Below are 14,281 nucleotides of genomic sequence, written 5' to 3'. Positions count from 1 at the left end.
TGTAATGCGTTTTCAATTTAATACAAACATCAGGAGCCACAGCTTATGCATCCATCCTGCATACTGCAAGTAGCGCCTGTTGCGGCCGGGTCGCTTGTTCCAGTTGTTTCTTGCTGCGCAGCATTTTTATTTACAGTAAACTGTACTGCCTGTGCGGCCGCTTGTGTACGCAAATAATACATGCCGGTTTTGAGGCCCATTTTCCATGCATAAAAATGCATCGACGTAAGCTTAGTGGCGGATGGCGCATCTACAAAAAGATTGAGTGATTGCGACTGGCAAATAAATGCACCGCGATCAGCCGCCATGTCAATAAGGCTACGTTGTTTTATTTCCCAAACGGTTTTGTACAACTCTTTGATTTCGGTTGGTATGCCCAGAATATCCTGCACCGAACCATTTGCAGCGAGCAACCTGTTTTTCATGTCGCTGTTCCATAGGCCTAATGCCACCAGGTCATTGAGCAGGTGTTTGTTTACCACAATAAACTCGCCGCTCAATACACGCCTTGTGTACATGTTGCTGGTATAGGGCTCAAAACATTCGTTGTTGCCAAAAATTTGCGAGGTGGATGCAGTAGGCATTGGTGCTAGCAGCAATGAATTGCGTACGCCATGTTGTTGCACACTTGCCCTTAAGTTATCCCAGTTCCATCGGTCGCTTGGCGCAACGCCCCACATATCGAATTGAAAAATACCTTTTGACACCGGTGAGCCAGCGAAGGTTGAATAAGAGCCTTCTTTTTTTGCAAGGTCATTGCTGGCTGTCATGGCAGCAAAATAGATCGTTTCAAAAATGTTTTTATTCAGCAACCGCGCCATGTCGCTTTCAAAGGGTAACCGCATCAGGATAAAAACATCGGCAAGGCCCTGCACACCAATGCCAATAGGCCGGTGGCGCAGGTTGGAATGTTGTGCCTCGGGCACCGGGTAATAATTATGGTCAATGATCTTATTCAGGTTGAGTGTGGCCTCATAAGTTACCTCGTACAATTTGTTGTGGTCGAACACGCCATCCTGCACAAACCGCGGCAACGCAATAGAAGCCAGGTTGCACACCGCCACTTCATCCGGCGCTGTATATTCCATGATCTCGGTACACAGGTTGCTGCTTTTAATGGTGCCCAGGTTTTGCTGGTTGCTTTTGCTGTTGGCCGCATCTTTATACAACAGGTAAGGCGTGCCGGTTTCAATTTGTGCTTCCAAAATAGCAAACCACAATTCCTGCGCTTTTACGGTTTTGCGTGCCCGGTGCTCTGCTTCGTATTGCAGGTACAGGTTTTCAAATGCCGGTCCCCAGCAATCACCCAATCCCGGTGCTTCGTGTGGGCAAAACAAACTCCACGATCCATTTTCTTCCACCCGTTTCATAAACAGGTCCGGAATCCAAAGTGCAAAGAACAAATCACGGGCCCGCAGTTCTTCTTTGCCATGATTTTTGCGCAGTTCCAAAAACTCAAACACATCGGCATGCCAGGGTTCCAGGTAAATGGCAAAGGCACCTTTGCGTTTGCCGCCGCCTTGGTCTACATACCGTGCTGTATCGTTAAATACACGCAGCATGGGAATGATGCCATTGCTGGTGCCGTTGGTGCCACTGATGTAGCTGCCCGTGGCCCGCACATTGTGTATGGCCAGTCCAATGCCGCCTGCACTTTGCGATATTTTCGCGGTTTGCTTCAACGTGTCGTAAATACCGTCAATGCTATCGTCTTTCATCGTCAGCAAAAAACAGGAACTCATTTGCGGCTTGGGTGTTCCAGCATTGAACAGTGTTGGCGTAGCATGCGTGTACCAGCGTTCGCTCATAAGATGGTAGGTACGCATAGCAGCCTCGAGGTCTTTTTTGTGGATGCCCACGGCCACACGCATATACATATGCTGCGGACGTTCGGCAATGGCCCCATTGATGCGCAACAGGTACGATTTCTCAAGCGTTTTGAATCCAAAATAATCAAAGGCATAGTCGCGGTCGTAAATGATGGTGCTGTCCAGCAGGTCGGCGTTGGCCGCAATCACTTCCATTACATCGTCGGCAATCAGCGGCATATGCCTGCCTGTGGTGCGGTCGGTGTATGCATGCAGCAATTGCATTGTTTTTGAAAAACTCTTTGTTGTGTTTTTATGCAAATTGCTCACGGCAATACGCGAAGCAAGTGTGGCATAGTCAGGGTGGGTTGTGGTGAGCGATGCCGATACCTCCGCTGCAAGGTTGTCGAGCTCGGTGGTGTGCACGCCATCATACACGCCTTCAATAGTTTTTTTGGCAACGTCAATTACATCAACCAATGGGTTGAGCCCGTAGCTTAACTTTTGCAACCTGGCCGTGATCTTATCAAATTTAACCGGCTCTTTTTTCGCGTTTCTTTTTATTACCAGCATGGTGTTGTTTTAAAGCGTTTAAAAATCTTCGTCGGTAGAAAATACCTGTGTGTCTTTGCCCGATAGCACACCGGCCTTTTGATAATCGCCTACGCGTTTTTCAAAAAAATTGGTCTTTCCCTGCAGCGAAATCATTTCCATAAAATCAAAAGGATTTGTAGCGTTGTACACTTTAGGGTAGCCCAGGTCCGACAACCATCGGTCGGCCACAAACTCAATGTATTGCTGCATCAGCCTTGCATTCATGCCGATTAAATCAACAGGCAATGCTTCAGTAATAAATTCTTTTTCGATGGCTACCGCATCGGTAATAATGGCATATACTTCTTCCTGCGACAGCTTGTGTTGCAGCATGCTATAAAGCAGGCAGGCAAACTCGCAATGCATGCCTTCGTCGCGGCTGATCAACTCATTGCTGAACGTGAGTCCCGGCATCAGGCCCCGTTTTTTTAACCAGAAGATGGAACAAAACGAACCACTGAAAAAGATGCCTTCCACTGCAGCAAACGCCACAAGCCGCTGCGCAAATGAGCCATTGGTGATCCAGCGCAGGGCCCATTCTGCTTTTTTCTTCACGGCCGGAACGGTGTCGATGGCATGAAAGAGGCGATGTTTTTCTGCGGCGTCTTTGATGTAGGTATCAATCAGGAGTGCATAGGTTTCGCTGTGTATGTTTTCCATCATGATCTGGAAGCCATAGAAACAGCGGGCTTCGGGCAATTGCACTTCGCTCATAAAATTCACGGCGAGGTTTTCATTAACGATTCCGTCGCTGGCAGCAAAAAATGCCAGCACATGCGCAATAAAATGTCGTTCGCCGCTGTTGAGTGTTTCCCAATCTTTGAGGTCACTGCTCAAATCAATTTCTTCGGCGGTCCAAAAGCTGGCTTCGTGTTTTTTGTACTGCTCCCAAATTTGCGGGTAGTTGATGGGCAGAATAACAAAGCGGTCTTTGTTTTCGCGGAGCAATAATTCGTCGTTTGCTTGCATGGTAAATGGGTTTATTTACTTGCAGGCAAAGGGGTAGTGCTGAAGGTGCAAATCGGCAATCATGCGTATTGGGTGCACCAAAATACGCTGTGCGGAAATCCGTCAGTACCGTGCCTTTCACCCGAAAGCATTGTTACTAAATCGACGATTGGCAGGTCTTCTGACTTGCTCCTTTGTTTCCCGCCTTCCCACCCGCAGCGGGGCAGTGGCATGAAGTGAAAACAACAGAAACGGAGCTTACAGCTACGGGGATAGTTCCGGATTTGCACCGGATTCCCTATTAATGCAGTACCTGTGGGTACCTGCAACCAATTATCAGGCAGTGAAGTAAGGACTTAAGTAGCTGCGGACTGCAATATGTTTTGCACGGGCTGTGCATAACTTGTTGTAAAGCACAGCCGTTTAAAAAGCAATGTGATCATTGTACTCACGCCACTCAAATGCCTGCAGATGCGGCCATAGCAGTGATGTGAATTTTCTTTTTTTACAGAAAAACAATGTTATATCTGCGGATCATTTTTAGATTGCATACACTTTAAAAACAAAAAGATCCCTGTAGAAACAGGGATCGTAATGAGAAGTATTTATTTGAATTATGGGTTAAAGTTGGGCGTCCAATTTTACCGCATTGTTAAGCAATCATTGCTTTAATGTTATCTCTTGCAATGGCCTAACTGTATCGCTTTATTTCGTACTGTACACTTTAATCACTCCATCGTTTTCGCTGCTCACCACCAGCAGGCTTTTGCGTGTGGGACTGTCTTTAGCATTAATAAACAAAACGCCTTCGGGTGCATCGCCGCAGGGCAGCATTTTCAAAAACCTGGGTGTGCCGGTGTTGGTCAGGTCATAAACGGCCACTGCATCGGCCCGTTCCAATCCCACAAACAATACCGGGCGCCTGTTGATCTCGCCAATCGTCAGGCCTTCGGGTTCCACGCCTTTATCATCGCTGCGGCCGTCATCGTACAGGCCTGCATTAGCGGCACGGCGGTCCAGGTCGTTGCCGCTGTCGTATAGCTGTGCGCCGGTGTTGCCATTCCATACGCTAAAGCTGCGTGCACCCAACGAGTATAAGGCATCATAATCGCCATCACCATCGGTATCGCCCAGCGTGCTGGTCACATTCAGCCGGCCCAGTCGTACATCTGTTTTAATGGCTGCATCCGGAAATGCTGCTGCGTCTAGTTTTAAATCTTTTACTCTCTTTATTTCGGCAAAAGCATCATACTCCCGTGCATCACCTTCGTTGGCAGTGAAGAGCAGGGGCGTGCCGCCGGCCAGGTAAAACGCAATGGCATCGGGCTGGTACATGCCCCAAACGGGCTGCGGGTTAAATGCAATGGCGCCATCGCGGTCGCTTGCATCAATAGCATTTGTTGCGCTGTTGTAATGCTTGAATCCTAAGGGAAAAATGTCGATTACCGTTTTTGCCTGCAGGTCAATTTTTGCAATGGCGTTGTTTTCCTGCAGGGTTACCCATGCCGTGCGGCTGTCGTCGGAAACGGTGATGTACTCCGGCTCCATATCTTGTGCAAAGCTGGCGTTGGGGCCAAATACCCGCAGCCCTTTTGCCACCAGCGCAGCCTGTTGTTTGGCAAATACACCAAAGCCAATGGTGGTAACCGCGTAATTATCTTTTACCGAAATAATAGACACCGTTCCCTCCGGGTCGTTGTAATAATCGGATGAGGGCTCGCCTTCGTTTGCGGTGAGGATGTATTTACCATCGGGGCTGTACGTAACCATGTCGGGGAGTGCACCTACCGCAACGGTTTTGATCAACGCATAAGTGGTGGTATTGAACAGGGCCACTTTACCGGGTTCCTGTTTGTTTACTGCTTCAACGGCGGCGGCCAGCACGCCTTTGTCTACATCAAGGCTGTTGACAAACCCGCCAATGAGCGCCATGCTGATGCTGTGGATATAAGCCGGCGCAGCAGGGTTTGAAAAATCGAGTACATCAATTTTGTTGACTGAACTGTTGTTAACCACAAACAGTCTTTGGGTGGTGGGATCGTAGGCAGTAATTTCTGCGGCGCCTGCATCGCCAATGTCGATGCTGCCGATTTCGGCAAATGTTGCAGGGTCTTCTTTGGGCTCGTTGTGCGGTAGGTCATTTTTTTTACAGGCAAATAAAAGCACTGCCAAGGAGCAGGCAGCCAGCAGGTGGTTTCGTTTCATTCAATGATTTTGAACCCCATAGATAAACGGCCTGTGTCAACGGTGAGTTATCCTATTATTATCGAATAATGAATTGTGATGGCGGATGGTATGTAGGCGATTTTTGCTAATTCCTTTGTGTGGGATAGCGGAACTTTTTAGAAGGCGATGTGGAGCAGAAATAATGGAGAAGTTAATAGCGAATTGGTAGTCGATCGAATGAGCCAGAATATGCCACGCCGGCCATTTTGCTCAACAAGAATTGGTGAAAAAATCATATTGGTAAAACTTTATAAACCAGGTGTAATTGCCGGGCTTGCGCTGCGCCGAACCAACGCTTGACGGAAATACATTACATTCATTTTTATTTTTAAAATATTTTGAGCATTTGGAGCAGCTGCAAGCCACGATAAAGACCTTTTCTTTCTTGCAAGGTGGCGGTGAAATGGGGGCGTTGATCCGCGCTTATGATTGGGCCGATACCCCGCTTGGCACACCCGACCAGTGGCCGGGCACACTGCGCACCACGCTTGGTATTTTGCTCCATTCCAAATTTCCCATGTTTCTTTTTTGGGGCCCCGATTCCATTTGCTTTTACAACGATGCTTACCGCCCAAGCTTGGGTAACGGCGGCAAACACCCATATGCACTGGGCAAACCCGCTGCCGAAGTGTGGCCCGAGACATGGAAGGATATTAAGCCGCAAATTGCCTCGGTGATGAACGGCGGCGAGGCCACCTGGTATAAAGATCAACTACTGCCCATTTACCGGAACGGCAAAATGGAAGACGTTTACTGGACCTATAGTTACAGCCCGGTGCTGGATGATTTTAGCCAGCCGGTGGGTGTGTTTGTAACCTGTACCGAAACAACAGATAATGTGGTGCTGGTGCAGCAAATGCAGCACTCCAATGAAAAGGCGGAACTGGCCATTGAATCCGGTGAGCTGGGTGTTGTAGAAGTGGACCTGCAGACCCAGGAAGTTGTGATCTCGTCGCGGATCGAAAACATGTTCGGGTTAAACTCGGGCAGTAAGCGCACCGACTTTTTATTGCAGATGCATGCCGACGACCTGGTGCTGCGCGAACAGGCTTACCAAAAGGCTTACCAGGATGGGCGCCTTGAATATGAATCACGGATCTATCATACAGATGGAACGGAGCGCTGGATCAGGCTGAAAGGAACGGTGACGATGGATGCCGACAAAAAGCCGCTAAAAATGCTGGCAGTGGTGCAAGACATTACCGAGCAAAAACAGTTTGCAGCAGAACTGGAGCGGCAGGTAGAAGAGCAAACCGAAGAATTGCAGGATGCGCACCTGCAACTGATGGCGTCGTACGCTTATTTGCAAAACATCATCAACATATTTACCACGCCGTTGCAGGTGTTGGAGCCCATTATTGAAAGCGGTGAAATAGTTGACTTTAAATACAAGTTGACTAATGAAGCTTATGCCAATTATGCGGGTAAAAAACCTGCAGAACTGGAAGGGCGACGGGTTAGTGAATTCTTTCCCGGCTATTTCCAAACCGATAGTTACAAATACATCAAGGAAGTTGCTACCACTGGTGTTGCAAAACTTTGGGACAATCACTACGAGGCTGATGGCCTGAACATCCACAATGAGATGGGCGCCGTGCAAATGAACGGCGATGTGATTGTACACCTGACCGATTACACCAAGTTGAAGCAACTGCAATTGCAACTGGAACGGAACATCACGGAGTTGAAACGTTCCAATGAAAATTTGGAAGAGTTCGCACATGCAGCTTCGCATGATTTAAAAGAACCCATCCGCAAGATCCACTTTTTTACATCCTTGTTGAAAGACCAGTTGGGCGAACACCTCAACGATGTGCAGCGCCGTTCGTTTGAACGCATCGAAGGTTCTTCGCAGCGCATGAGCAACCTGATCGACGACCTGTTGCAATACTCGCATATCAGCCAGCGGCCGCACGAAAAAGATAGTGTTGATGTAAACAACATCATTAGCCGCGTATTGGAAGACCTGGAACTGCACATTGCGGAGAAAGGCGCAGTGTTTGAAGTGGGGCCAATGCCGGTGGTGCAGGGTTACAAAAGGCAGTTGCAGCAATTGTTTCAAAACCTTTTGAGCAATGCGATTAAATACAGCAAACCGGGTGTGCAACCGAAAATTGAAGTAACCGCATCCGATGCAGCATTAGATGGTGTTCGTTACCATGTATTTTCTGTAAAAGACAACGGGATTGGATTTGATGAAACATACAAGGAAACCATTTTCCAGATGTTTATGCGGTTGCACGGCAAGTCGGAATATACCGGGACAGGAGTGGGGTTGTCGATCGCAAAAAAAGTGGCCGAAAACCACAATGGTTTTATCCAGGCGCAGAGCACACCTGGCGAAGGGTCTGTGTTTTCCATATATCTGCCGATGTAATTGCCGGTTAAGGGTCTTTTTTTTAGCGGCATTTGCCGCGGCAGTTGCGCTTATTTTCCTGGAAAATGTTCCCTTTCGCTGCATTCAATGCACCTTGGAATATCTTTTGCAGTAACATTTTCCATGAAGCTGGTGCAATTAGTGTTTCCCACCCAAGAAATGTTGATCGCTTTCTTGTTTAAAGAGTGCGTATCGCAAACCACGTTTTTCAAAAAGGGCCTGAACTTACATGGGCGTTTCAACGACGAACAAATATTTTCCGCTGGCTCGGAGTTTCTGGCCACGGTAAAACTGGTGCCGCTCTCCATACGCAGCTCGTTTTTCCAGGAACAACCCGAACGGATGGTGACCTTATTTCACCAATTGTTGGACCCGGTATCGGTGCCGGAGTATCGTGGGTAAAAGGATTGGGTATTAAATGCGCCGCCTATTCGGTTTTATAATGAACTAACTATCGATAGATTTTCGTAAAAATAAAAGGGCCTGCAAATAATCATATTTGCAGGCCCTTTTATTTGATGCCATTGGTGCTTTGCAAGAAGGGCAAACGATCCACTAATATTTCACCAATTGAAACACGTAATCAATTCAATAAAGTCAACGCTTCGTTTCCCGAAATGCTTTCAATGCCGCATCCTTCGACTCCTGCAAATCAACACAGGGCAGTGGGTAATCTTTACCCGGTGTGAAACCTGCAGATTCTGCGATCTTTTTGGGCAGCAACCACGGCTCGTGGATATATCGTTTGGGCAGGTCTTTAAGCTCGGGCACATACGTCGTGATGTACGTTGCATCGGGGTCGTACTTTTTTGATTGCAGCACCGGGTTGAACACGCGGAAAAACGGTGCAGCATCAAGGCCGGTACCGGCCACCCATTGCCAGTTCATGGTGTTCACTGCCTGGTCGGCATCCACAAGACAATCCATAAACCAGGCAGCGCCGGTGCGCCAGTCGGTCAATAGGTTTTTAATCAAAAAAGAAGCAGTGATCATGCGCACCCGGTTGTGCATGTAGCCCGTTTGCCATAGTTGCCGCATGCCTGCGTCCACAATCGGGATGCCGGTCTGGCCCTTTTGCCATTTGCGCAGCAGCCGGCCATTGTATTTCCAGGCCAAATGTTTCAGCCGCTCGTTATAACTTTCTTCCGCGGTTTCCGGAAAATGGTACAGCAGGTAGCAGGCAAAGTCGCGCCATACAAACTCGCTGGTAAATTTTTGCACGCTGTCGCGGTGACCGGTGCCTTTGTGTATGGCATGCCAAATTGTAGCCGGCGATATTTCGCCGTAGTGCAAATGCGGCGACAGGCGCGACAGGATATCCTGGCTAGGATAGTTGCGGTCGGCAGCATAATGCGGCAGCTTTTTAGTTACAAAATTGCGCAGTAGTTTTTGTGCCGCTTCCTCGCCGGGTTCCCAGGATGCTTCAATGCCTTTATACCATTCGATCCCGGGCATGAGCTTTAGTTTTTCCAGGGTTACCGCACCGGGCGTTGTTTCATCGGCATATTGAATGGAACGCGGTGCTGCAGCAGGCGGTGGTGGGGGCTTTTCGGCCAGTGCTGCCCGCAGGTACGGCGCAAATATTTTGTACGGCGTTCCATCTTTTTTCATGATCTGGTTGGGTTCCCACAACATGGTGCCATTGAACCGGTGAACCGCAACTTCCATCTGTTCCAGTGCGGTAGTTACCGCCCCGTCTTTGGCAACAAAATGGGGCTCGTAGCAATCATTCCAGCACACCGCTATTGCCCTGGCTGCTTTTGCCAGTTTGGGCAAAACCACCTCGGCGCGACCTTGAAAGAAATGGAGCTTTCCATCAAGTGATTCATCAAGTTTTTTGAGTGAATGATGCAGCCACCATTTGCTGGCGCCACCAATGGTACAACCGTTTTCTTCCTCCAAAATATACACGGGCAGTATTGCACCGGCTTTCACCGCTGCAGCCAGCGCTGGATTATCGCGCAGCCTTAAATCCCTGCGAAACCATACGATCGTCATTCGTGGATCCTCCAAAATAGAAACAGGTAGGGGCCGGAATGGTTGAATGCGGATTGATGAATTATGGATCAATCGAAATCAGTAAAATTTCCTCGAGAACAGCATTGAAATCGAAAAACGAGGGCTCATTGAAATGAACTACAAGTGTAAATGCATTGTTGACTTTTATTGATATAAACCATTTACCGCTTTGGCCCGAAATTTATCGCTTCCTTATTTATGGCAAAACTCTTTATGTTACTTGTTGGTGCCACGCCACCCGGACGACACACCGAACAGCATGATGTATTTTTTGGCATTGGCGAAACCATCCGCGACCTGGTGCCGCAGGTACTCCAGTTTTGGCCGGAGGCAAAAAGGGGCCTGCACCTTGATGCCTGGCGGGAAGTAACACTGGTCAATGGTTACTCGGTTAGCGTTACGTCCGACCCTGAACATAACAGCAACGTGCAACTGTTTTTTATAAACCTGGGGGGCTATAAAAAAGGTGAGTTCGAAGAATTTCATTATAAAATGATCGTGGCGGCGCCGGATAAAGGCGAAGCCGTAAAGGCCGCCAAGCAAACAGCGTTTTTTCGCCATACCGGTTTCAAAGGCGCCAATGCCCACATCGATGACAAGTACGGTGTGGATGTAGACGATATTTATGCCATCCGCGATATTTTACCGGCATCGGTGAAAGGGAAATACAGCCTGGCCATCGACGCGGCAGCGCCGGATGTTGCAGAAGATGTGATCCATCTGGGTTATTTTAAACTCGATACGGTGGACAAATGGGCGCCGCAGGAAGTAACGCCGAAAGAAGTAGACGACAACTAAAAAAGGGTGTCAAACACCCTTTAAAAACCATCCGCAACATTTAAGCAACGACTTCTGTTTTTAACAACGCCGCCACGATGCGTTGGGATGCGGCTTCGCAAAAGTCCAGCCCGGAGTAGTCGGGGTTGAGCCCGCCGATATAAGGCACGGCCATCATGTAGAGCCGCGGATTGTAAGCGCCGTACTGGTCCAACACCTGGAAATGATCATTGATGGTAATGCCCGGCACCGGCAGGTAATAATTGCCGCTGCTGTCCTCCTCGATCTTCATCGTGCCTTCTTCTTTTAGTTGTTTTGCTTTTTCCACATTGCGAAAGCGAAGCCTTGCCGGCGAAATAGCACCGGTGTTGCGCAGCGCCGGAAATGGCACCTGGTCGTAGGAAAGCTGTGGTTGGCCAATGCAGTCTACAAAAACGGGGTAATATACTTTCTGCTGTGCGCCACTTTCGTCTGTGTGCCGGTAAATAACGCCGCCCTTTTCCTGCGGAATCACTTCGCTGTCGCGGTCAACGGCAATTAGATCCAGTACGCCTGCTTCATGCAGTGCAATCAGTTCCTGGGCGGAGCTTTGCGGCACAAAAGCAATCACGATCGAGATCAGGGGCATCAGCACTTTTTTCAGGCGCAACATATCTTCGGCAGAAAGATGTTTGGCCGGGTAATTCATCGTAAACGATAAAATCGATAGCATTTCTTTCCAATGTACCGGTTGCTGCCGGCGGATACTTTTTTCGGCTTCGGCGTATTCCGCTTTGAACAGGGTAAATGGATCGAGTCGTTCCCGCAAATCCATCATCGCGTCCACAAACTCCTCGATGCGCATGTCCCTGATCCGGTCATAAAACCCGGGATCTTTTTCGCGGAACGGCGCTTTAAAATTTCGTTCGAACAGGAAATTCAGCGATACAAATCCCTCGTTGGCTTCCTTGTTTTGCTGCAGTTCTTCTTCCGTAATACCTGCATCACGGGAAAGGCTGGCGTCGTCAAAATGAATACGGATGGCGGGCAGCAAACCATAAAGCGAATGCATCACTATCTTAAATCCAGCGCATTCAGGGTTGAGGGTGTACGACAGCATGCCGTCGTCGCGACGATGGTAAGTACCTGCTTTCCTCGACAGCGTACGCAACGCATCGAACGCCGTAAGCGATGCCCCGCGGATGGCCACTGGGTGGGCCAGCTTTTGCTGCAGTTTGGCAGGTGGATAAGGCGAATCGAAATAGCCGGGAATTTTTCCTTCGTGTTTGATAGGCCAATTGTGACCGGTGGAAACAATCACTGCATCATAAATGTGCCGGTTGGCCGCCGTCAGCACGGCCAGTTGTTCCGAACCGGGTATGGGCGCTATATCGGTGACGTTGCATTGCAAAAAAACTTCGGTGACCAATCCCTGTGCTGCTGCCTTTTCTTGCAGCAATTGAAACTGCGCCGACAAATAACTGCCGAACAGGAGCCGGGGCACCACTTTATACTCATTGAAATTACCGGCATGGATACCAAACCGCCGCTGCAGGTTTTCGGGTGCTGTCTTGATCCATTCTTCTATCGATGTTACCAGCCCGGGTAGCTCGTTGTCCGACACGTTGGTCACATGTTCATCATTGGCACCTTCGTGGCTGTAGGGCATGCCGGCACCCAACTGGCTGCCTTTTTCGTAGATATGAATTTCCCAATCGGTGTCATTCGCCGCCACCAAACGTTTGTACAAAAAAAGACCCGCAGGGCCACCGCCAATAATCGCTAATTGCTTCTTTCCCCGTTCCATTGCCCTGTCCGTTTTTGCGTAAATTAAAGCCACGTTTGGTAAATTAACAGCGGGAAAAGGAAAAGGTTCTGACTGGTGTTGATTTACAGTGTGGATAATTTTCGTTGGGGCAATTATAAGCATGAATCTAAAGACCGGTTGAAATGACTAACTCACGTTATCAATCCTGTGAGTTGCCTGCAATCTTTGACGGATGAGTAGGAATAGAACAATTTGAAAAAGGCGCTCACATTTAACGCCAAACAGTTTAATCACCACAGTAATCAATCTTTCGCTTTCCTCATTTCTGATTCATTGTTCTTGAGCTCTCTTTCCAAAAAGTAGTTCAATGCAGTCCGCAAAACAGCTATTGCGGCCAGCTTTCCGATATCGTCCCAGGTTGGCGCAATAGCCGTTGCCAGGATATCGGCAGCGAGGAGCAGTTCCAGTGCAACCGTTAGTGCACTGCCAAAATGTATCCGTATGGTTTGATTGGTAACGCCTTCGTTTGGATGAACGATATGCTTGATATATTTATACAAAAACTTGATCAGTGCTACCGATATAACCAAAGCAGCCAATAACTCAATGATGCTGCTTAAATGCCCGGTAACTATTTCTGCTATTTCCTTCATGATTTACATTTAATTTTTTTGCTCACCTATTCATCTACACAGAGCACTCTAAGTGTTGAACAGTACCAAGGTTATGGCTTCAATAACAGTTTAGAGGTTGTCTTAAAATTATCTGATTAGGATAATGGCTGAAGCGAGCAGCAGGAATGCTTTGAAGTTTTGGGCTTTGTACTCATATCTGGAGGCGCAACGCCTGAAGTTGAACAGCCAAGCGAAAAATCGCTCCACCTTCCATCTTCTTTTGTATGCTTTTAGCTTTCTTCTGTCCTGCGAGGGTGGTTTACGCCTGCCTTTTCGGTGTGGCGCATTCAGTTCAACGCCCTTTGCTTTCAATGTTTTGTCCAGCGCATCCGAGTCATAGGCCTTGTCACCTGTGATGCGTCTTGGTTTTCGCCTGCTTGCACGCTCCGCGATGACCTGCTCCACCAGTTTTACTTCGTGAATGGATGCCGAAGCAATCACTATGGATACAGGACGACTCTTTTCATCCGCAAGTACCATGATCTTAGTTCCCTTTCCCTTCTGTCTTAGCCCCCTAAATGGCTGGAGTGATTTATTAAATTGATTAAGTCACTTAAATTTAGGATTATGTCAAATGCAAGGAGGCAGTTTTCTGCTGAGCAGAAACTACAGATCATTGGGGAAGCCGACCAATATGGCATCACCCAAACGCTTCGCAAACACAATTTGTCCCACAGTGTATATCAGCGCTGGAAGCGCCAGTTTAATGCAGGTGGAGCCTCGCTATTAGAACCCCAGTATCACAAGGTTGATCCTGAACTCAGAGCCTTGCAGGAGGAAAATGCCAGGCTTAAAAAGATTATTGGCAACCAGGCCCTGGAACTGGAATTCAAAACAGAGCTTTTAAAAAAAAGCGATGCCCACGACAGGAGGCGCAAGGGCTTGTAGGTGCTTATCGAAGCAGAGGCGTGGCGGTCAGCAAGTTGCTCGCCTGGTCTTCACTGCAGTCCAGCAGTTATCATTACAAGGCTTCTGGTGGCACCAAAGGTATAAGGCCCAGTTGAGGTGTACCGGTTTTGATGAACAGTTGACTTGCTTAGGTTAAAGAATAAAAGTAATGGTTTTCATATTCCATTGGACTTTGGTAGTTTAGGGCTGAATGTTTACGGTG

10 protein-coding genes, 1 pseudogene and 1 riboswitch are annotated in these 14,281 nt (G+C 48.3%); of the genes and pseudogenes, 4 read left to right on the top strand and 7 right to left on the bottom strand.

All coding sequences use genetic code 11. The annotated features are described in order from the left end of the window. Nucleotides 1-29: 29 nt before the first annotated feature. The 3 genes from DRJ53_RS16100 to DRJ53_RS16090 all read right to left on the bottom strand — a co-directional run bounded on the left by DRJ53_RS16100 (nucleotide 30) and on the right by DRJ53_RS16090 (nucleotide 5,555). Complete coding sequence (locus DRJ53_RS16100) at nucleotides 30-2,381, bottom strand: ribonucleoside-diphosphate reductase subunit alpha (protein ID WP_114236694.1); 2,352 nt, start codon at nucleotides 2,379-2,381, stop codon at nucleotides 30-32. Between the two features lie 18 nt (nucleotides 2,382-2,399). Further along, nucleotides 2,400-3,371 (bottom strand): ribonucleoside-diphosphate reductase small subunit, encoded by a 972-nt coding sequence (locus DRJ53_RS16095; protein ID WP_114236693.1) that lies wholly within the window; start codon nucleotides 3,369-3,371, stop codon nucleotides 2,400-2,402. Between the two features lie 133 nt (nucleotides 3,372-3,504). Beyond that, a riboswitch (cobalamin riboswitch) is annotated at nucleotides 3,505-3,699 on the bottom strand. Between the two features lie 356 nt (nucleotides 3,700-4,055). Beyond that, the gene (locus DRJ53_RS16090; RefSeq protein WP_114236692.1) at nucleotides 4,056-5,555 is read right to left on the bottom strand and encodes a choice-of-anchor I family protein; all 1,500 of its coding nucleotides are present in this window, start codon (nucleotides 5,553-5,555) and stop codon (nucleotides 4,056-4,058) included. Nucleotides 5,556-5,922: 367 nt separating this feature from the next. On the opposite strand from DRJ53_RS16090, the gene DRJ53_RS16085 reads away from it, so the two are divergent. Together DRJ53_RS16085 and DRJ53_RS16080 are read left to right on the top strand one after the other, a co-directional pair. Further along, nucleotides 5,923-7,953 carry a PAS domain-containing sensor histidine kinase gene (locus tag DRJ53_RS16085; RefSeq protein ID WP_123893630.1) on the top strand — a complete coding sequence of 677 codons (2,031 nt, stop codon included), beginning with the start codon at nucleotides 5,923-5,925 and terminating at the stop codon, nucleotides 7,951-7,953. Nucleotides 7,954-8,076: 123 nt separating this feature from the next. Then, on the top strand, nucleotides 8,077-8,355 hold the full coding sequence (locus DRJ53_RS16080; protein WP_114236690.1) for a hypothetical protein: 279 nt from the start codon (nucleotides 8,077-8,079) through the stop codon (nucleotides 8,353-8,355). Between the two features lie 195 nt (nucleotides 8,356-8,550). On the opposite strand, the gene DRJ53_RS16075 is transcribed toward DRJ53_RS16080, so the two are convergent. Then, complete coding sequence (locus tag DRJ53_RS16075; RefSeq protein WP_123893628.1) at nucleotides 8,551-9,966, bottom strand: cryptochrome/photolyase family protein; 1,416 nt, start codon at nucleotides 9,964-9,966, stop codon at nucleotides 8,551-8,553. Between the two features lie 219 nt (nucleotides 9,967-10,185). On the opposite strand from DRJ53_RS16075, the gene DRJ53_RS16070 reads away from it, so the two are divergent. Beyond that, nucleotides 10,186-10,770: a DUF1543 domain-containing protein gene (locus tag DRJ53_RS16070; RefSeq protein ID WP_114236802.1), complete on the top strand. Its 585-nt coding sequence runs from the start codon at nucleotides 10,186-10,188 to the stop codon at nucleotides 10,768-10,770. Between the two features lie 40 nt (nucleotides 10,771-10,810). On the opposite strand, the gene DRJ53_RS16065 is transcribed toward DRJ53_RS16070, so the two are convergent. The 3 genes and pseudogenes from DRJ53_RS16065 to DRJ53_RS16055 all read right to left on the bottom strand — a co-directional run. Then, nucleotides 10,811-12,535: an FAD/NAD(P)-binding protein gene (locus tag DRJ53_RS16065; RefSeq protein ID WP_114236688.1), complete on the bottom strand. Its 1,725-nt coding sequence runs from the start codon at nucleotides 12,533-12,535 to the stop codon at nucleotides 10,811-10,813. 263 nt (nucleotides 12,536-12,798) lie between these two features. Next, on the bottom strand, nucleotides 12,799-13,149 hold the full coding sequence (locus DRJ53_RS16060; protein ID WP_114236687.1) for a DUF1622 domain-containing protein: 351 nt from the start codon (nucleotides 13,147-13,149) through the stop codon (nucleotides 12,799-12,801). A gap of 108 nt (nucleotides 13,150-13,257) precedes the next feature. Continuing rightward, a pseudogene (locus tag DRJ53_RS16055) lies at nucleotides 13,258-13,662 on the bottom strand (IS5 family transposase); the annotation flags it as partial. Nucleotides 13,663-13,737: 75 nt separating this feature from the next. On the opposite strand from DRJ53_RS16055, the gene DRJ53_RS16050 reads away from it, so the two are divergent. Then, entirely contained in the window at nucleotides 13,738-14,058 is a 321-nt protein-coding gene (locus DRJ53_RS16050) for a transposase (RefSeq protein WP_114236685.1), read from the top strand. Nucleotides 14,059-14,281 lie beyond the last annotated feature (223 nt).

The organism is Paracnuella aquatica (assembly GCF_003332885.2).
Lineage (GTDB): Bacteria > Bacteroidota > Bacteroidia > Chitinophagales > Chitinophagaceae > Flavisolibacter > Flavisolibacter aquaticus.
Note: the sequence above shows the minus strand (reverse complement) of the source record. Positions and strands in the feature narration are given on the sequence as shown.

Coding starts and splice junctions, on each gene's coding strand:
- DRJ53_RS16060 (WP_114236687.1), bottom strand. CDS start 13,149: ATGAAGGAAATAGCAGAAATAGTTACCGGGCATTTAAGCAGCATCATT.
- DRJ53_RS16070 (WP_114236802.1), top strand. CDS start 10,186: ATGTTACTTGTTGGTGCCACGCCACCCGGACGACACACCGAACAGCAT.
- DRJ53_RS16095 (WP_114236693.1), bottom strand. CDS start 3,371: ATGCAAGCAAACGACGAATTATTGCTCCGCGAAAACAAAGACCGCTTT.
- DRJ53_RS16100 (WP_114236694.1), bottom strand. CDS start 2,381: ATGCTGGTAATAAAAAGAAACGCGAAAAAAGAGCCGGTTAAATTTGAT.
- DRJ53_RS16090 (WP_114236692.1), bottom strand. CDS start 5,555: ATGAAACGAAACCACCTGCTGGCTGCCTGCTCCTTGGCAGTGCTTTTA.
- DRJ53_RS16080 (WP_114236690.1), top strand. CDS start 8,077: ATGAAGCTGGTGCAATTAGTGTTTCCCACCCAAGAAATGTTGATCGCT.
- DRJ53_RS16050 (WP_114236685.1), top strand. CDS start 13,738: ATGTCAAATGCAAGGAGGCAGTTTTCTGCTGAGCAGAAACTACAGATC.
- DRJ53_RS16065 (WP_114236688.1), bottom strand. CDS start 12,535: ATGGAACGGGGAAAGAAGCAATTAGCGATTATTGGCGGTGGCCCTGCG.